We start from the raw sequence: 17,997 nt of genomic DNA on the forward strand, positions 1-17,997 counted from the left end.
CGATCAGACCTCGTTGTCGCCGGCCCGGTGTTCGCTGATGAGCTGGTCGACCATCGAGGCCTTGCGCTGTTTCCGTCGCTCGCGGGCCCGGTCGTGCCAGTCGTCGACGACGGCCTCGACGTCGTCCTCGCGGGCGACTGCGAGCTCGTCGACCTCCTGCATCGCCACGTCGTCGGCGGGACCGACGGGAATCTCGGCCTCGAAGAGGATCTCGTCGGCGATCTCCGAGAGCCCGCCGTCCTTGAGGATCACGCGGGGGTCGAACTCCGCCACGAGCTGGGCCGTCGAGCGACCCGCGCCGCTCGCGTCCCGGATGTACACCACGTCGCCGCTGACGATCCCGTACTGCTCGTCGGCCTCGCGGATCGCGCCCTTGGTGAACTTCTCGACGATCTTGACAGGGACCAGCCCCTCCTTCTCCGCCGAGACGTCGCTGAAGTTCGAGTGATCGAGCTTCCAGAGCGCCTTCATGCGCTCGACTTTCTTCTCGAGCGTCTCGACTTCTTCACGGGCCTCGTCGCGCTCGCGTTCCAGACGGGTGGCCTTTCGCTCGAGCCGGCTGACCTCGCGGTCCTTGCGCACCTGCGTGCGTTCCTCGCGTCGGGCCAGCGAGAGTTCGGATTCGAGTTCGTCGATGCGGTCGTCGCGGTCCTCGAGGCGGCCCTCGAGGGTCTCGACGTGTGACTGGAGGCGTTCGACCTGTCGCTCCAAGTCCTTGATCCGCCGTTCCTCCTCGGTGAGTTCGCGGGGCTCGTGTTCGGTGGTCTCGTCGTCCTCGCCGTCGTCGTCGTCGGTCAGGTCGGTCAGGACGGCCTCGACGCTCTCCTCGCCGGCGACGACGCGGGCGGTGACCTTCCCGCGGTCGATCCCCGGCGGCAGCTTGTTCGCGATCCGCTCGAACTGATCCGCGTGGTCGTCGATGGCATAGAGCGCGGCGGCCATCGCGTCGCGCTGGTGGTCGTCGTCGTAGGGCTGCTCGCGCGTGCGGTGCTGTTTCTCGTCGACCGGGAGGTCGCTGTCCGGCGTCCAGCCGGCGGCGTCGAAGCTCCGGCGGAACTTCTCGACGGTCTCGGGCATCGGCGTCACGTCCGCGGCGACGATGACCGGCCGGCCGCGCTCGACGATCCACTCGATCACGTCGGCGGTGTCGCTGGTCCGGGAACTCCAGACGTCCAACACCTCCCCCTCGAGGGAGACGATGGCGACGGCGGTCGTCGTCCCGGGGTCGATGCCGACGACGACGTGATCGCGCCGCTTCGCGAGCGGGCGGAATTCGATGCCGTCCCGTCGTTCCCGTTCGATCTCGACGCGGACGTCGCCCGACCGGTTGCGCGAGACGGGGATGTCCTGTGGCCGCGCTTCGACGGTGAAGACGGCGTTGGCGAAGCCCCCGTAGGCCTCCCGGACCTCGCGCTCGTAGGCGAGGTTCGCGTCCTCGAGTTCGGCCTCGACCTCGCGGGCCCGCTTTCTGACCGAGCCGTGGATGCGACGGGTGTAGCGGTCCTCGCTCCAGCCGCCGCTGCCTGTCGAGCGGCCGCGAGCGACCTTGACTTCGGTCGTGTCGGTGAAGGCCGAGACCTCGTGGCCGACGTTGTGGGCGGCCAGCCGGGCCGCGGCCTCGGCTTCCTGCATCGGATCCTTCCCGTAGGGGATACCGTGGCGTTTCGCGACCCGCGAGAGGGGTTCGGGCTGCTCGGCACCCGTCACCTGAACGAGCATGGTGTCGGCTGGCAGCGATCCCAGAAAGTGGATGAGCTGGTCTTTGTCGGCGGCCAGCTCGTACATGTTGTCGGTCGCGACGATCGCCGGCTCCTCGTCGTCGATCAGTCGCCGGAGTTTCCGGTGGGTGACGACATCCCGGGTGACGTCGTCGCCGTCGTAGACGGCCAGTGCGTACGATGGCGCGTCGCCGCGTACGTCACCGCTCTGGATGTCGACACCGAAGACGACTGCATCGAGCGCACTCGTTCGGGTACTCACAGGAGGGCGTAGGGACGAGGCGGCTATAAATCCGACGCGGGTTCGCAGTATGTCGATCGAACGTGCGCTCTCGTCGCCGACAGACGAGCGGTTTCGATCGGCCGCGAGTCGTCTCTCATACGGTTTGCTGCCCCGTTGGGGCCGCAGGGCGGTCGCGGTCCCGCCAGCGACGACGGACAGGAAACCGTCTCTACTCGCTGTCGGGATACGGAATCTCGAGGCGATCCCCGTCGTCGGGAACGAACACGGCGTCGGGATCGCCGGTGAAGACCTCGCGGGCCTGCGACTCGTGATCGGCGGTAGAGCCGGCATAGCGCGAGGAGAGATGCATCAGTGCGAGCCGGTCCGCACCCGCTCGGTTCGCCATCTCGGCGGCCTGTCTCGCGGTGGCGTGGGCGGTCTCGGCCGCCCGATCGGCCATGTCGTCGGCGAAGGTGCCGTCGTGGATCAGCAGGTCGGGATCCTCGGCGGCCGTGATCGTCGCCTCGGTCGGACGGGTGTCGCCGGTGTAGACGATCGATCGGCCGGGACGGGGATCGCCGACGACCTGTTCGGGGTCGACGACGGTCCCGTCCTCGAGTTCGACCGACTCGCCCTCGTGGAGTTTCGAGAACGCAGGGCCGACGGGGACGCCGAGTTCCTCGGCGCGCTCGCGGTCGAATCGGCCCTTGCGGTCGTCCTCGACGAGGGCGTAGCCGACCGAACGGGTGTCGTGGTCGGTCTCGAACGCCCGGATTTCGTACTCGTCGGCGCGGTAGGCGACGTCGCCGGCCCCGACCTCGTTGATCCGCACGGGAAACGAGGGGCGGTTTCCGAGGGCGGTGACCAGTTCCGTGATCCGCTGGCGCGTGCCGTGGGGGGTGTGGATCGCCAGCGGTTCCTCGCGGTCGTTGAACGCCATCGTCTGCAGCAGGCCCGGGATTCCGAGGACGTGATCCCCGTGGCAATGCGTGACGAACAGCTGCGAGACGGAAAACCCCGTACTGAACCGCATCATCTGGCGCTGTGTCCCCTCGCCGGCGTCGAACAGCAACTCCTCGCCCTCGCGGGCGACGAAGACGCTGCTCGGATTCCGGTCGGTCGTCGGGATCGCCCCGGCCGTCCCCAGAAACGTCACGCGCAGTGGCATCGCCAAAGGATCCGCGGGCCGCGACTAAACCGCCTTCGGATCGCTCGAGGGTGTCGCTCTGTCACACTGGTTCGTGGTAGGCAGTGACAAACATCGTGACCGGGGCGTGCCGGTCGAGCCTCGAGTCGACGCTCGGACGGACCCGTCGCCGACAGGCCTCGCGAACTGTGGTAAGCGGTGACTATTCGGAGAAACCGATTCGAACCGGTTTGCCGTCCTGCGAACGGACGACGCGTTTTACCACCGTCGACCCCAAGGGGGAGACGACGACCCCCAGATGAGCCCGCAACTGACGTTCGGCACGGTAAAGCGGATCGGCGCGATCCTGCTGGCGATCGCGATCGTCCTCGCCGCCGGGATCGTGGTCGGGCAGGCCCCCGCCATCTTCGGCGTCGAGGAGGATCCCGAGGCGTCGATCACGTTCGAGGATCAACAGGGCAACGGCACCGCGGTCACGATCCGCGAGGTCTCGCTCTCGGAGGGCGGCTACGTCGTCGTCACCGACGGCGGCGACGAGCCGCTCGCGGTCTCGGATCGGCTCGAGGCCGGCACCCACGAGAACGTTACCGTCGAGCGCGCGGACGACGGGACCCGCGAACTCGTCGGCCAGCTGACGGCGACGGTCCACCGGGACACCTCGGAGCAGGACGGGTACGCCTACGACGACACCGACGGCGAGGAGGACCGGCCCTACCTCGAGGCCGGGTTCCCGGTCAGCGACACCGCGACGGTGACCACGAGCGAGGCGGACGCGCTGGGCGATTCGTTCGCCGTCGGGTCGATCGACGCGCCCGCGACCGCGACGACCAACGAGACGATCCGGGTGAACGCGACGGTCCGCAACCCGACCGAGTTCCAGACCCAACAGCCGGTCGAAGTCCGTATCGATGGCACCGTGTTCGAACGCCAGGTTCTGGAACTCGAGGGCGGCGAGTCCCGAACCGTCACCTTCGAGACCGACACGAGCGGCGCGCCGCCGGGCGAGCGGACGATCGGCGTCTACACCGACGCAGACGGCGCGGTCGCGGACATCGATCTCGAGTTCCACACGGACCCGAGCGTCGCGGTCGAGAACGCGAGCGACGAGCGCGTGACGGTCTCGACGGCGACTCCCGAAACCGGATTCGTCGCCGTCGAGGGCGACGGGACGGTTCTCGGGACCAGTGACGAACTCGAGCCCGGCGAACACGAGAACGTGACGGTCGAACTCGACGGGAACGCGTCGATCGGCGAGGACGACGAACTGACGGCTGCCCTCTACGCGGGCTCGCCGGACGATGCCGACGCGGCGTCGCCGATCGAGTTCGAGGGCGAGCCGGTCGAAACGACGTTCGCGATCGCGGACGCGAGAGACGGCGCGGACGACGGCGGCGGAAACGAGTCCGACGGCGGGTAGCCGACCCCGCTCGGCCGCCGACTAACCGACCGATTCTTACCCGCCTGTCCCCTATCGGCTGGCGATGGACGCGCCGCTGTGGACCGAAACCCACGCCCCGGAGCTGGCCGAGTTGCCACAGGACGACGCCCGCGAGTACTTAGAGCGGGCCGTCGAGGAGCCGATCAACCTCCTCCTGCAGGGCCCGCCCGGGAGCGGGAAGACCGCCGCGGCGCGCGCACTGGCCCGCGAGGCCCACGCCGATCCGGACAACGACTTCGTCGAGATCAACGTCGCCGACTTCTTCGGCCGGACCAAGACCGAGATCACGAACGACCCCCGGTTCGAACACTTCCTCGTCGGCCGCTCGTCGATGTCGAAACGGGACATGATCAATCACGTCCTCAAGGAGTCCGCGAGCTACGCGCCCGTCTCGGGCGGCTACACGACGATCTTGCTCGACAACGCCGAGGACGTCCGCGAGGACTTCCAGCAGGCCCTGCGCCGGATCATGGAACAACACCACCGGACGACCCAGTTCATCGTCGGGACGCGCCAGCCCACCAAACTCATCCCGCCGATCCGCTCGCGGTGTTTCCCCGTTTCCTTCCCCTCGCCGACCAGCGAAGAGATCGTCACCGTCCTCGAGCGCATCGTCGAGCGCGAGGGCGTCGACTACGACGACGACGGCCTCGAGTTCGTCGCGGGCTACGCCGACGGCGACCTCCGGCAGGCCATTCTCGCAGCGCAGGCGACCGTCGAGGACGCGGGCGAACTCACGATGAGCGCGGCCTACGAGACCATCGGCGAGGTCGGCCTCGAGGACGAGATCGAGTCCATGCTCGACGACGCCGAGGCCGGCGACTTCACCGACGCCCGCTCGACGTTAGACGACCTGCTCGTCGACGAGGGGTTGGACGGCAACGAGGTCCTCGAGGCGATCCTGGCGGTCGCTCGCAAGCGGTATCAGGGCGAGCAACTCGCCGAGATCCACCGGCTGGCGGCCGACGTCGACTTCGAGATGCACGAGGGGACCAGCGATCGGCTTCACGTCTCGGGGCTGCTTGCGGAACTCGGCCGGGACGGGTAGCGTCACAGCGGACAAATCGACCGATCAATACTGTTTTTGCGTCAACTGATCGGATACGACGGGCGAGTACCGGCCGGACGGTCTGATCACCAGTACGACATTCCGGTATTACATTTTTAGATAAATATACTAGAAATATCTTATTAGATGTTAGGATTTTTATCTGAAATATAAAAATACTATCTTATAGATAGCAGATGAAAAAGACGATACTTATAAATTGAACCGACGAGAGATCTTGCGGAGAACTGCTGCGAGCAGTGTCGGTGCGGGATCGGCGTTGAGCACCCTTTTCGGGTCTGTAAGCGCCGAGAAGACGACTCGGGACGATCTCGACCAGATCGAGGAGGCGCCCGGAGTGCGGAAGATTCTCACTGAACTCGGCGTTCAGCGCCTTCCCGGACCGGGACGCGCCGAAAAACGACGAATCGAAGACGGCGGACGCCTCACCGAAGGTGAACTCGTCACGTGGAAGATCGAGATCCGCCCGTACGGTATCTTGCACGCATTCGAATACGAGGAGCGAATTGGTGCGGTATTCACGTTCGATCTCGACACTGCGAGGATCCCTGCAGGGTACTCGATGGCGGCGGAAGCGAACGCGTCGCTGGGTGCCAGCGGATCAGATCTCGTTTTCAGTCGCAACGCCACCGATGCCGAAACTGAACACGTACTGTCGGTGATCGACGTCGACGGCGACATCGACAGCGCGAGAGTACACGCCACGACGGCGGCCAACGGATTCCGGGCTACCGTGCAGGTTGCGTCCGAAGAACCGGACGAACTCGATACGCGCGAGTACGTCATTTCCGTCGGCCCTGACTTCGACCCGCGGTCTGAGTCGATGTCGGACGTACTCACCGTTGAGGACGACGCGGCTGACATTCTGACAGTTGAACCGCTCGTCCAGACGGCTGCGATTTCGTTCCCCAATCCCAAGGATATCGTTCTCGATGTCATCGAGAGTTGGCTCGTCGACAAGGTGGTCTCGGAAAGCCTCGAGTTCCTGGGGCGCGAATGTGATTCCTGTGGTGACTGTGCGAACGTCATTATCAGCATCCTAGACGGTTGCTCCCTGTGTAGACCTCTCATGGGAACCGGCGCATCTGGTGTCGGTGCGATACTGTTCGTGACGTGTTACTATGCGTGGTGTGGCAAAGTGTCGGACAAGGTAGAGTGCGCCGCCTGTTTCGCATGCCTGCTCACGAACGAAGATCCCGATATCCCCGACGCGGCGGATGCGCTTGCGTGGGTGTGGGACGAGTTGCCGTCTCCTCCGTCGCGCCCCTCCATCCCCTGAGCGGACGCGAGCCTTCCCGGGCCGTCTCGACCGACTCACAACTGCCCGCGCGAGAACTCAATGATTCCGATTGAGGAGGTCGGGCTTCACAAGTATTGCCACGCCGTAGCCGATCGAAAAGAGACCGAGGTAGATGGTCCCGGAACGGAGGTGACCCACCGCACCTAACCAAAACGCGATCCATCCCGCTACGGCCAGCAGCGCGCCGACGAGTCGACTGTTCTCGGAACTGTCCATGAGTACGTAGACCAGGACGAGGAGGAACCCAGCGGCAAAGTACCCGTCGTATTCGGTATTGTCTACTCCCGTTACGAGACCGATCAGCCACGCCAGAAGGGCGACGAGGAGTACGGCGACGAGGATCCACTTGAGACCGTCGTCGAGCAGACGTTCTCTAACGCCGTCCCGTTCCATAATTCAACTCCCGGAGGATACTTGATAACTGTTTCGTCCCGACTCGGGACGGCGGTTCCCGATGCCGAACCGACGGCGCTGGTCGTCACGGCATCGAGTTCGAGATGTAGGTTGGGACCAGCGACCGGCTCCACGTCTCGGGACTGCTGGCCGAACTGGGCCGAGAGGCCTGACTGATGACGGTCCGGGCAGACTGTGTACCCATTCCCGATCAGTCGGTCCCGTTCTCGAGTCGTTCCATCGCGTTCGGTTTCCAGACGTACAGGCAGCCGATCACGAGGCAGATTCCGCCGGTGCTAATCGCATCGAGCGATCGCTCGGTTCCGTGGGCGGTCAGCCCGATGCCGACGATGCCGACCCCGCAGCCGAGACGAGGACGCCGAACGCGCGACTCGAGAGGGAGACGCACCGCGAGAGAACCAACGCGAGCGCGAAGGGGATCGCCGCGGCGAAGGTGATCGCCAACTCGCGGTCCAGCCGCTGCCCGTCGGCGGCCGTCAGCAGGGAAAGCACCGCGGCGGCTCGCGGGCTGGGGTCTCTCGACTCATGGGATTTCCTCCGAGTTCGGTACGAAAACCGTCTCCCATCTCACACGTGGGGGTCGTTTTCTTCAGATCGTCGTGCGAACGGCTCCGTATGCCAACGCTCCTCGAGACCCATATCCGGAATCGCTTTCGCGTCCAGCCCAATCACTACCTTCGAACGTAAGTCGGTGAACGAATTCGCCCGAGTGCCGGGCGAATTCGGGTAACCGTTACGTTCGAAGGTAACGCGAACAACAACGACACGCTCCGCGGCGGCAACCTGCTGAAGCGGCTCGACGAGGTGAGCGCGATGTCGGCGATGCGCTTTGCCGGCGAGACCTGCGTCACCGCCCGCGTGAACGAACTCGACTTCTCGGTCGAGACCGAGAAAGGGGAACGGCTTCGGGACCGCGTCCACGAGATCGAGGACTGAACGGAATCCCTGCGGTGGCGCGCGCCGGGGCGCGGTTCGTCGTCGACGAACCGCGACGTAACGTTGCGCGAGGGATGAGCGAGTGAACGAAGTGAACGAGTGTTAGCGCGGGACCGGAGGTCCCGCGAACCATGCGAACGGGCGCGTGGCGCCCGTGAGCAGAAATCGGTTGGGGAGGGCGTGGCTACTCCGTGTTGCCACGATACCAGCGACTACTCAGTCGCTCTGTATCCGTTAGTACAAACGATCGACAGACGTTACGGAGATTCTCCTCGCTCGAGGACCAGTACGTACCGCGTCAGCGATCGATGCACGCGACGCTCAAACGTTGACTCGATCTCCCAGCCCGCGGCCCGCGCCTCGCCGGCCCACGAGCGATCGGCGATCACGACCGCTCGCGGCGCGACCCGGTGGGCCTCCGCGAGCGCGCCCGCGACGAGGTCCTCGAGCCGGTGGGTGTCGATCTTCGACTGGCGGCCGTAGGGCGCGTCGAAGACGACGCCGTCGACCGCGTCGTCGGCCAGCGGGAGCCGCGTGCCGTCGCTGCGGGCGACGTGCCAGTCTCCGCGGGCGACGCCCGTCCGCGACGGGCGCTCGGGCTCGAGGAAGTGGGTCAGGTTCTCGCGCGCGCCCCGGACCATCTTCGCCTGCGCGTCGGTGCCGATCACGTCCGCGCCGACGAGGCCGGCCTCGACGAGGCCGCCGCCGGTGCCACACATCGGATCGAGGATCGTCGCCCCCGGCCGAGCGCCGGCGACGTTCGCGACGGCCCGCGCGAGCAGGGGATCCATGCTGCCGGGCTGGAAGAAGGGTTTGTCCGTCGGCTTGCGCATGCCGAAGTCGCGGACGCTCTCGGCCGCGAGCCAGCCCAGCGCACAGACCGAGACCCGTTCGCTGCCGGTGTCGGGATCGGCCCCCGTCTCGTCGCCGGCCGACTCGAGGACCTCACCGCCGCCCTCGAGCGCACCCTCGGCGAAGACGGCCCGCAGGCAGTGATCGGGGTCCTCGAGGTCGACCGAGAACCCCCGGTCGACTAACACCGCTCCCAGTTCGCGCTCGGCGCGTTCGGTACTCACGCCCGTCGAGCCGTGAACGTCGGTCGCCCGGACCGCGACCGATCCCTCGCGGTCGATCGCGGCGGTCTCGAGGACCGCACGCGCGCTCGCGAGATCGGCCGCGCCCCGGCCGACCAGTTCGCTGGCGCGGTGGGTGTAGGCGAGTCCGCGGACCCGCTCGGGCACGACCGCATCGGCGACGGCCAGCCCGGGCGCGATCCGGTCGACGCCGACCGCGGCGCTTGCGGCCTCGCGGGCCGCGAAGGCGTCGTCTTCGCCGCCCAACTCGAGCAGATACACGCCCGATGGTCGCGGCGGCGCGGCCATGAGCCTACCGCTTTCCGCGAACCGGATCCTGTTACCGAATACCACGGCCTGAAACCCCAAGGTGCCCGGAATCGATGTCTCGGACGTTTCGGCCCGGCGGGTATATACCGGATATATCAGGTGGCGGTACCAACCTTTATAAACCTTAAATACGTCCTTTTAAGCGACTAATGACGGACCCGAAGGACACCATCAACATCGAAAACGTGGTGGCGTCGACCGGCATCGGACAGGAACTCGACCTCCAGAGCGTCGCGATGGACCTCGAGGGGGCCGACTACGACCCCGAGCAGTTCCCCGGTCTCGTCTACCGTACCCAGAATCCCAAGTCCGCCGCGCTGATCTTCCGGTCGGGGAAGATCGTCTGTACCGGCGCGAAAAGCACCGACGACGTCCACGAGAGTCTCCGAATCGTCTTCGACAAGCTCCGTGAACTCCAGATACAGGTCAACGAGGACCCCGAGATCGTCGTCCAGAACATCGTCACCAGCGCCGACCTGGGTCGGAACCTCAACCTGAACGCGATCGCGATCGGGCTGGGGCTGGAGAACATCGAGTACGAACCCGAGCAGTTCCCCGGACTCGTCTACCGACTCGACGACCCCGAAGTCGTCGCGCTGCTGTTCGGCTCGGGCAAGCTCGTCATCACCGGCGGTAAAAAGCCCGAGGACGCCGAACACGCCGTCGACAAGATCGTCTCCCGGCTCGAGGACCTCGGGCTGCTCGAGTAACGGCGTCCGTTTTCGCGCCGCGTGACCCGCGGCCGACGCTACCACCAGATCAGTCGCGGACGCGTCGATGTCGACCGGCGTGTCCGACGGCGTTGCCGATCGTTCCTCTCAGTGCCTCGATGGTAGCTGCGATGTCGTTCTCCGCCGCGCCGGTAATATCCTCTTACCCGCTTTCGGTGTCGCCCGTTCCGTTCGGTCGGTCTCGCTCACCTCGGGAGTCGATCGTTCGGCCGTCGCTTTCATCGAATTATCGACCGTTCAATTCCCGCCCAGCGCGGCCGACTCGCCTGAATCGAGTCGGATTCGTCGAAACGACCGCTCGCGTTTATGCGGGTCTCCGCCCCTGACTCTCACGTGCCCATGACGATCCACCCAGATCGACCGACGGTCGTTTCGGACGAGGTTCGGCTCGGCAACGACGGCGGAATCGGTCGCCGTCCCCCCTCGCGGGAGACGATCCATCAGGCCGTTGACAGCGACCGGCGGCGCGAGGTCATCCGCTGTGTCCTCGCCGCCGACGGCCCCGTCCCGTTGCGGACGCTGGTCGGCCGACTCGCCGACGCCGAACACGATCCGACCGTCGGGACGACGATCCACCGCCTGCGCCAGCGGATCCACACCTCGCTGTGTCGGACCCACCTGCCGCTGTTAGAAGACCTTGAGGTCGTCACGTGGGACCGCGCCCGCAGTCTCGTCGGGCCCGCTGCCAACTGCGGGGCGTTCGAATCCGCCCTCGAGATCGACTCGCTCGAGCGACCGATCCCCGCGCGACTCGAGTAGTCCGTATTTCGCGGGTCGGCCCTCGCCCGCGGCTACTCGACGAGGCGCTCGATTTCGGTCACCAGAATATCGCTCGCGCCGGCCTCCTTGACCGCCGTGATCGTCTCGAAGACGTCGCTCTCGTCGACGACCGCGTGGACGGCCACCTTCTCGCCGTCCGCGTCGTCTGCGATGTCCATGATCGTCGGGCCGCCGAGTCCCGGAATGACGTCACGGACCGCCTCGAGTCGATCCTGTGGCACGTTCATCATCAGGTAGCGCTTGCCTTCGGCCTGCTTGACGGAGGCGAGTGCGGTCCGGACCTCGTCGACTTTCGGCTCCTCGAGGACGTCCTCGCGGCCGAACAGTCGGACCGAACTGGACAGGACCTCATCGACGACCGCCAGCCGGTTCATCTTCAGCGTGGTCCCGGTACTCGTGATGTCGACGATGGCGTCGGCCATCTCGACGTGGGGGGTGAGTTCCGTTGCGCCCGTGACCTCGACGACGTCGGGATCGACGCCGGCGTCGGCGAAGAAGTCCGCGGTGATGTTTGGGAACTCGGTCGCGACGGTCTTGCCCGCCAGATCCGCGACGGCATCGATCTCGCCGTCCTCGGGGGCCGCCAGCACGAGCCGGCAGCGCCCGAACTCGAGGTCCAATAGCTCCGAGACGTTGTCCACGTGCGCTTCCTGCACCTGATCGAAGCCCGTGATGCCCAGGTCGGCCGCGCCGTCGGAGACGTACTCCGGAATATCAGCAGCGCGGGCGAAAAGCACCGTCACGTCGGGGTCGACGGTATCCGCGTAGAGCTTTCGGTCCGCTCCGTTCTCGAGGTGCAGCCCCGCCCGCTCTAGGAGGTCGATCGTCGGCTCGTGCAGGCGGCCCTTGTTGGGAACGGCGATTCGCATATACACGTCCTTGGACGGCGGCGGGGAACTGTCTTTTCATCCGAGCGGTCGGCTCGAGGGCTCGCCGGCCAGTCCGTTCGCTCACTCGTCCCGCTCGAGCGCGTCTCGGCGCTGTTCGTACTCCTCGTCGCTCAGGTCGCCCCGAGCGTACGCCAGCCGCAGTTCTTCGAGCGCCCGGTCGGTGTCGTCTCCGCCGGCGATCGCCCGGTAGAGGAGGTAGCCGCCGCCGACGACGGCGGCGACGAACAGGAGCTGCATCAGGACGGCGACGAGCGGCAGCCAGCCGGGTGCCGTTCCGCCGTTCCACATGCCGTGGCCCCACGTGCCGCCCATCATCGGGCCGGCTCTCATCATTCCGAACCCCATGAACGCCGTCGGTAGCACCACGAGGACGGCGATGGCGACGAGGACGATCGTGGCGAGTCGCGTGTCGGATGTGTCGGTTGCCATGCAATCTCACCGGTGACGGAGCGGTCCGTCTCCAGTTGCGGATACGGGTTCGTCACTCAATGCGGTTCTCCCTTGGAATCCAATGTGTCGGTGGCGACTCACTTCGACTTTCACAGTTCTACCGCCGGCCACTGACGCGATCGAACCGCGATTCGTCGCTGTCACACTGTGGTGTTTACCGCCCGACCGGGAATTCGAAGCGGGACAGCCACGGTGGGACGGTGCCGGCAGTCCGGAAATCACTGCTCAGCGCCCCCGAAACGGGATGTTGAGTGGTGATGAACGGTCGGTACTGTACCACAACGGCGTAGTTCGGCGACCGCTTTCGACCCCGTCGTTCCGGCCGGTGGACGCCATCGGGTTTCCAAGGGAAATCGCAATAGCCGATTCTCCCGACGTCCTACACATGGACCCGTCACTCGTCGGGGGAACCCTCGAGTCGCTCCGGATCGGCGTCGGATTCCTCTGGACGGCGGCGTGGGCGATCATCATGGGACTGACGATCACCAGTCTCGTGCAGGTCTACGTCTCGAAAGAGCGGATGGCCCGCGTTCTCGGGGAGAGCAACGTCTCGAGTCTCGCGACGGCGACGGCGTTCGGGGCGGCCAGCAGCGGCTGTAGTTTCGGTGCCGTCGCCATCGGAAAGGGACTGTTCGCGAAGGGCGCGCACGTGGTCAATTTCCTCGCGTTCATGTTCGCTTCGACGAATCTCATCGTCGAACTCGGACTGATGATCCTGCTCCTGCTGGGATGGGAGTTCCTCGTCGCGGAACTGCTCGGCGGCCTCGTCCTCATCGCGGTCATGGCCGTCATCGTTCACCAGACCCTCCCGGAGACGCTGTTCGACGAGGTCCGCGCGGAACTCGAGCGCCAAGACCGTGCGGCCGGCGGGATGACGGACCCGACCTGCGGCATGGAGGGATCGGACGAACACGCGATCGTGACCGACGGCGGCGAGACGCTCCGGTTCTGTTCCGAGGGCTGTCTCGAGACCTATCGGCAGCAGACGGCAAGCAGCGGCGCGTGGAACGACGAACTCCGATCGTGGGGCGGCTGGTACAAGATCGCGAACCAGTACCGGAAGGAGTGGTCGATGATCTGGAAAGATGTCGTCGCGGGTTTTCTCGTCTCTGGCTTTGTCATCGTGTTTGTCCCCCAGTCGGTCTGGAACGCGCTGTTCCTCGAGGGCGACGGCCTGCTCGTGACCGCCGAGAACGCGGTCATGGGCGTCGCGATCGCCGTCATCAGTTTCGTCGGGAGCATGGGCAACGTCCCGTTCGCGGTCGCCCTCTGGGGCGGTGGGGTCAGCTTCGCCGGCGTCATCGCGTTCGTCTACGCCGACCTCATCACGGTGCCGGTGTTGAACGTCTACCGGAAGTACTACGGCTGGTCCGTCATGCTGTACATCCTCGGCGTCTTCTTCGTGACGATGGCGTTTACCGGCTTTCTCATGGAGTTGCTGTTCGACGCGCTCGGTATCGTCCCGAACCTGGCCGGCGGCGAGACGGCGACCGAGCAGCGGTACTTCGAGTTGAACTACACCTTCTATCTCAACTTCGTCGCCTTCGCCGTCTCCGGGTTCCTCCTGTTCGTGTACCGTCGCGGGCTCGGTGCCCCCGGGCAGTACCGCGACCCGGTCTGTGGGATGCGAACCGACGACGACGGCCCGAGCGCGACACACGACGGCGAGACCTACTACTTCTGTTCGACCACCTGCAAGCGGGCGTTCGAGGACGCACCGGCCGACTTCGCGGCGCACCCGCCGCGGGTTTCGGACGACGGATCGTCGCACGATCACCACTAATACCGCCGTCAGCCGCTGAAAAACAGGTCCCTTGTCGGCCTCCGGCGTCGGTACCGGACGACGGGCGGTTGCGAGCGGCCGTCGCAGTCCGGCCGCCCGCGACTCGCGTTCGAGTTTAGGCCGACGCGTCGTAGCCGGCCTCGCTGACCGCGCTGACGAGTGCCTGCGGGTCCGCATCCCCCTCGACGGTGGCCTGCTCGCTCTCTCGGTCGACGTCGACCGACTCGACGCCGTCGACGCCCTCGAGGGCGTCCTCGACGGTCTGTTCGCAGTGTTCACACGACATCCCTTCGACGGTGATGGTCTGACTCATACGAAAGTGTAGGGACGGCCCTTCTTTGTGCGTTACTGCTTTCGATGCTAGCGAGTGGACGACCACGGCTTTGGATCTCAAAGATATCGTCGCCACTTTCTTTGTCTGGCGGGCCGATCCGACGGTATGCGCGACCTCGACGAGACCGACATGGAAATCCTGCGGCTGCTGGGCGAGAACGCTCGCCGGCCGTTCAGCGAGATCGCCGACGAAGTCGGCCTCTCCGGGCCTGCGGTTTCCGACCGCGTCGACCGCCTCGAGGCGGCCGGGATCATCAACCGCTTTACGATCGACGTGGACCAGTCACAGCTCCGGGCCGGGGTGCCGGTGTTCGTGCGAGTCACGGCTCCGCCGGGTGCGGTCGAGGACTGCCGGACGGCGGCCGCCGAGGCCGACGCCGTCGAACACGTGTTCGTCACTGCCGACGGCGGAGTCTGGTTCTACGCCCGCGCGCAGGTCCGACGGGTCCGCGAGTGGCTCGAGGGGCTGTTGCCCGACGCGGACGGCCTCGCGTACGACGTGACGCTCGTCGACGACGCCGAGTGGACGCCCTCGCTCGAGGGGACGGAGTTCGCCCTGACCTGCGCGGAGTGTGGCAACACCGTCGACAGCGAGGGGGAATCGAGCCGGATCGACGGCGACGTGTATCACTTCTGCTGTTCGTCCTGTCAGGGGCGGTTCGAGGAACGCTACGACCGATTCGAAGCGGAAGCCTGACTTTCGATCCGAAGCTACGCCCCGCGCTGAACTTTGGATTCCGACCAGTAAAGGGAGTAAGGAGTGGTCCCCTAGAACCCATCAATGAGTACCCGGACCGCACACCTGGATATCCGGGGCATGAGCTGTGCGAACTGTTCGCAGACGATCAGCGATGCCCTGGAGTCCCGAGACGGCGTGAGCGAGACGACCGTCAACTTCGCGACCGACGACGGCACCGTCGAGTACGACCCCGAGGTGATCACGCTGGCCGAGATCTACGAGACGATCGACGAGGCCGGCTACGAGGCCGACCGCGCGCGCCGCTCGATCGGGATCACCGACATGAGCTGTGCGAACTGCGCCGAGGCTAACGAGACGGCCCTCGAGTCCGTCCCCGGCGTCGTCGACGCGGAGGTCAACTACGCGACCGACGAGGCGACCGTCGTGTACAATCCGGCCGACGTCTCGCTCGAGGCCCTCTACGAGGCCGTCGAGTCGGCCGGCTACACGCCCGTCCGCGACGAGGGCAGCGACGACGAGTCCGATCAGGACCGTCGCGACGCGGCCCGTCAGACGGAGATTCGCAAACAGCTCCGGCTGACCCTCTTCGGCGCGGTGCTTTCGGCCCCGTTCCTGTTCTTTCTCACCGACAAGTTCCTGCTCGGCGGGACCTACGTCCCGGAGACGGTCTTCGGGGTCTCCTTCGGCTGGGTCGAGTTCCTGCTCGCGACGCCGGTCTACGTCCTGCTGGGCCGGGAGTTCCTCGTCAACTCCTACACGGCGCTGGTGCGCAATCGCACCGCCAACATGGACGTGCTGATCGCGCTGGGCTCGTCGACGGCGTATATTTACAGTCTCGTGGTCCTGCTGGACCTGCTGGCGGGCAACCTCTACTTCGACACCGCCGCGATGATCCTCGTGTTCATCACGCTGGGCAACTACCTCGAGGCCCGCTCGAAGGGCCAGGCCGGCGAGGCCCTGCGGAAGCTCCTCGAGATGGAGGCCGAGACGGCCACGCTGGTCGACGACGAGGGCACCGAGGAGGAGGTCCCGCTCGAGGACGTGGCGGTCGGCGACCGGATGAAGGTCCGGCCGGGCGAGAAGGTGCCGACGGACGGCGTCGTCGTGGACGGCCAGTCGGCGGTCGACGAGTCGATGGTGACCGGCGAATCGGTCCCCGTCGAGAAGGAGGAAGGCGACGAGGTGATCGGCTCGACGATCAACGAGAACGGCGTGCTGGTCGCCGAGGCGACGAAGGTCGGCGAGGACACGGCCCTGCAGGGAATCGTCCAGACCGTCAAGGAGGCCCAGTCGCGCCAGCCGGAGATCCAGAACCTCGCGGACCGGATCTCGGCGTACTTCGTCCCCGCAGTCATCCTGAACGCGACGTTTTGGGGCCTTATCTGGTTTTCCTTCCACGAGGCGCTGGCCGGCGTCGTCGGGTCGCTGCCGCTGTGGGGGCTGGTCGGCGGCGGTCCGGCGACCCTCTCGACGTTCGAGTTCGCGATCGTCGTCTTCGCCTCCGCGGTCCTGATCGCCTGTCCCTGCGCGCTCGGGCTGGCGACGCCGGCCGCGACGATGGTCGGTTCCACGCTGGGCGCACAGAACGGCGTCCTGTTCAAGGGCGGTGACATCTTAGAGCGCGCGCGAGACGTCGACACCGTCGTCTTCGACAAGACCGGGACGCTGACCACCGGCGAGATGACGCTGACCGACGTGGTCGCGCTCGAGGGCGAGGCGGCCGCGGCGGACGGCGGCGAGACGGCGACCGACGGCGGGGCGGTAGTGACCCGCGAGTCGCTCGACGAGAGCGAGGTCCTCCGCTTCGCTGCCAGCGCCGAGCGCGACAGCGAACACCCGCTCGCGCAGGCCATCGTCGAGGGCGCTGCAGAGCGGGGCCTCGAGCTAGCCGATCCCGAGGACTTCGAAAACGTCCCCGGACGGGGCGTCCGGACGACCGTCGAGGGCCGCGAGGTGCTGGTCGGCAACCGGCGGCTGCTCGAGGGCGAGGGCGTCGATCCCGCGCCCGCCGCCGAGGAGATGGAACGGTTAGAGCGCGAGGGGAAGACGGCGATGTTAGTCGCGGTCGACGGCGCGGTCGCGGGCGTGGTCGCGGACGCCGACACCGTCAAGGAGAGTTCGGCCGACGCGGTCGCGGCCCTGCGCGAGCGCGGCCTCGACGTCGCCCTGATCACCGGCGACAACGAGCGGACGGCCCGGGCCGTCGCCGAACGGGTGGGGATCGACCCCGACAACGTCCGCGCCGGCGTCCTGCCGGGGGACAAGGCCGACGCCGTCGAGGATATCCAGTCGGCGGGCCGCAAGGCGATGATGGTCGGCGACGGGGTCAACGACGCGCCCGCGCTGGCGGTCGCCCACGTCGGCTGTGCCATCGGCTCCGGGACGGACGTGGCCATCGAGGCCGCGGACGTGACGCTGATGCGTGACGACCCGCTCGACGTGGTGAAGGCGATACGGATCTCCGAGGCCACGCTGGCGAAGATCAAGCAGAACCTCGTCTGGGCGCTGGGGTACAACACCGCGATGATCCCGCTGGCCTCGCTCGGGCTGCTCCAGCCCGTCCTCGCGGCCGGCGCGATGGCGCTGTCGTCGGTGTCGGTCCTCTCGAACAGCCTGCTGTTCCGCCGGTACACGCCGGATCGCGACTACGAACTGCTCGGCCGACTCCGGCGCTGATCGGCG

The 17,997-nt window shown here is 66.4% G+C and carries 16 protein-coding genes and 1 pseudogene; 9 read left to right on the plus strand and 8 right to left on the minus strand.

Annotated features, from left to right (window positions below; all coding sequences use genetic code 11):
* Nucleotides 1-3: 3 nt before the first annotated feature.
* Nucleotides 4-1,980, minus strand: a complete 1,977-nt coding sequence (locus tag A6E15_RS16810) for a DUF460 domain-containing protein (protein ID WP_076147916.1) — start codon at nucleotides 1,978-1,980, stop codon at nucleotides 4-6.
* 190 nt (nucleotides 1,981-2,170) lie between these two features.
* Nucleotides 2,171-3,109 carry a ribonuclease Z gene (gene rnz / locus A6E15_RS16815; RefSeq protein WP_076147918.1) on the minus strand — a complete coding sequence of 313 codons (939 nt, stop codon included), beginning with the start codon at nucleotides 3,107-3,109 and terminating at the stop codon, nucleotides 2,171-2,173.
* 277 nt (nucleotides 3,110-3,386) lie between these two features.
* Here rnz and A6E15_RS16820 point away from each other — a divergent pair, with 277 nt between their 5' ends.
* The 3 genes from A6E15_RS16820 to A6E15_RS16830 all read left to right on the plus strand — a co-directional run bounded on the left by A6E15_RS16820 (nucleotide 3,387) and on the right by A6E15_RS16830 (nucleotide 6,874).
* Nucleotides 3,387-4,505 (plus strand): DUF7282 domain-containing protein, encoded by a 1,119-nt coding sequence (locus A6E15_RS16820; protein WP_076147920.1) that lies wholly within the window; start codon nucleotides 3,387-3,389, stop codon nucleotides 4,503-4,505.
* Nucleotides 4,506-4,569: 64 nt separating this feature from the next.
* Nucleotides 4,570-5,574, plus strand: coding sequence for an AAA family ATPase (locus A6E15_RS16825; RefSeq protein ID WP_076147921.1), 1,005 nt, complete (start codon nucleotides 4,570-4,572; stop codon nucleotides 5,572-5,574).
* Nucleotides 5,575-5,854: 280 nt separating this feature from the next.
* On the plus strand, nucleotides 5,855-6,874 hold the full coding sequence (locus tag A6E15_RS16830) for a hypothetical protein (RefSeq protein WP_076147923.1): 1,020 nt from the start codon (nucleotides 5,855-5,857) through the stop codon (nucleotides 6,872-6,874).
* Between the two features lie 57 nt (nucleotides 6,875-6,931).
* Here the strand turns inward: A6E15_RS16830 and A6E15_RS16835 are convergent, their stop codons facing one another.
* Entirely contained in the window at nucleotides 6,932-7,288 is a 357-nt protein-coding gene (locus A6E15_RS16835; protein WP_076147924.1) for a hypothetical protein, read from the minus strand.
* A gap of 333 nt (nucleotides 7,289-7,621) precedes the next feature.
* The gene (locus A6E15_RS20500) at nucleotides 7,622-7,801 is read right to left on the minus strand and encodes a hypothetical protein (RefSeq protein WP_139326619.1); all 180 of its coding nucleotides are present in this window, start codon (nucleotides 7,799-7,801) and stop codon (nucleotides 7,622-7,624) included.
* A 123-nt stretch (nucleotides 7,802-7,924) separates the two neighbouring features.
* Here A6E15_RS20500 and A6E15_RS21920 point away from each other — a divergent pair.
* A pseudogene (locus tag A6E15_RS21920) lies at nucleotides 7,925-8,185 on the plus strand (hypothetical protein); the annotation flags it as partial.
* A gap of 317 nt (nucleotides 8,186-8,502) precedes the next feature.
* On the opposite strand, the gene A6E15_RS16850 reads toward A6E15_RS21920, so the two are convergent.
* Entirely contained in the window at nucleotides 8,503-9,627 is a 1,125-nt protein-coding gene (locus A6E15_RS16850) for an RNA methyltransferase (protein WP_076147929.1), read from the minus strand.
* Nucleotides 9,628-9,797: 170 nt separating this feature from the next.
* On the opposite strand from A6E15_RS16850, the gene A6E15_RS16855 reads away from it, so the two are divergent.
* Together A6E15_RS16855 and A6E15_RS16860 are read left to right on the plus strand one after the other, a co-directional pair.
* Nucleotides 9,798-10,358 carry a TATA-box-binding protein gene (locus A6E15_RS16855; RefSeq protein WP_004267580.1) on the plus strand — a complete coding sequence of 187 codons (561 nt, stop codon included), beginning with the start codon at nucleotides 9,798-9,800 and terminating at the stop codon, nucleotides 10,356-10,358.
* 360 nt (nucleotides 10,359-10,718) lie between these two features.
* Entirely contained in the window at nucleotides 10,719-11,138 is a 420-nt protein-coding gene (locus A6E15_RS16860) for a DUF7344 domain-containing protein (protein ID WP_076147930.1), read from the plus strand.
* A gap of 32 nt (nucleotides 11,139-11,170) precedes the next feature.
* Here the strand turns inward: A6E15_RS16860 and hisG are convergent, their stop codons facing one another.
* Complete coding sequence (gene hisG, locus A6E15_RS16865) at nucleotides 11,171-12,028, minus strand: ATP phosphoribosyltransferase (RefSeq protein WP_076147932.1); 858 nt, start codon at nucleotides 12,026-12,028, stop codon at nucleotides 11,171-11,173.
* A gap of 81 nt (nucleotides 12,029-12,109) precedes the next feature.
* A complete protein-coding gene (locus A6E15_RS16870) occupies nucleotides 12,110-12,478 on the minus strand; it encodes an SHOCT domain-containing protein (protein WP_076147934.1) in 369 nt (122 codons plus the stop codon).
* 406 nt (nucleotides 12,479-12,884) lie between these two features.
* Between A6E15_RS16870 and A6E15_RS16875 the strand changes: the two genes are divergently transcribed.
* The gene (locus A6E15_RS16875; RefSeq protein WP_076147935.1) at nucleotides 12,885-14,282 is read left to right on the plus strand and encodes a permease; all 1,398 of its coding nucleotides are present in this window, start codon (nucleotides 12,885-12,887) and stop codon (nucleotides 14,280-14,282) included.
* 115 nt (nucleotides 14,283-14,397) lie between these two features.
* On the opposite strand, the gene A6E15_RS16880 is transcribed toward A6E15_RS16875, so the two are convergent.
* A complete protein-coding gene (locus A6E15_RS16880) occupies nucleotides 14,398-14,595 on the minus strand; it encodes a CopZ family metallochaperone (protein WP_076147937.1) in 198 nt (65 codons plus the stop codon).
* 126 nt (nucleotides 14,596-14,721) lie between these two features.
* Here A6E15_RS16880 and A6E15_RS16885 point away from each other — a divergent pair, with 126 nt between their 5' ends.
* A complete protein-coding gene (locus A6E15_RS16885) occupies nucleotides 14,722-15,312 on the plus strand; it encodes an AsnC family transcriptional regulator (RefSeq protein ID WP_076147938.1) in 591 nt (196 codons plus the stop codon).
* 84 nt (nucleotides 15,313-15,396) lie between these two features.
* Nucleotides 15,397-17,991, plus strand: coding sequence for a heavy metal translocating P-type ATPase (locus A6E15_RS16890; protein ID WP_076147940.1), 2,595 nt, complete (start codon nucleotides 15,397-15,399; stop codon nucleotides 17,989-17,991).
* Nucleotides 17,992-17,997: the final 6 nt, after the last annotated feature.

Origin of the sequence: Natrinema saccharevitans, from assembly GCF_001953745.1 — an archaeon.
GTDB lineage: Archaea > Halobacteriota > Halobacteria > Halobacteriales > Natrialbaceae > Natrinema > Natrinema saccharevitans.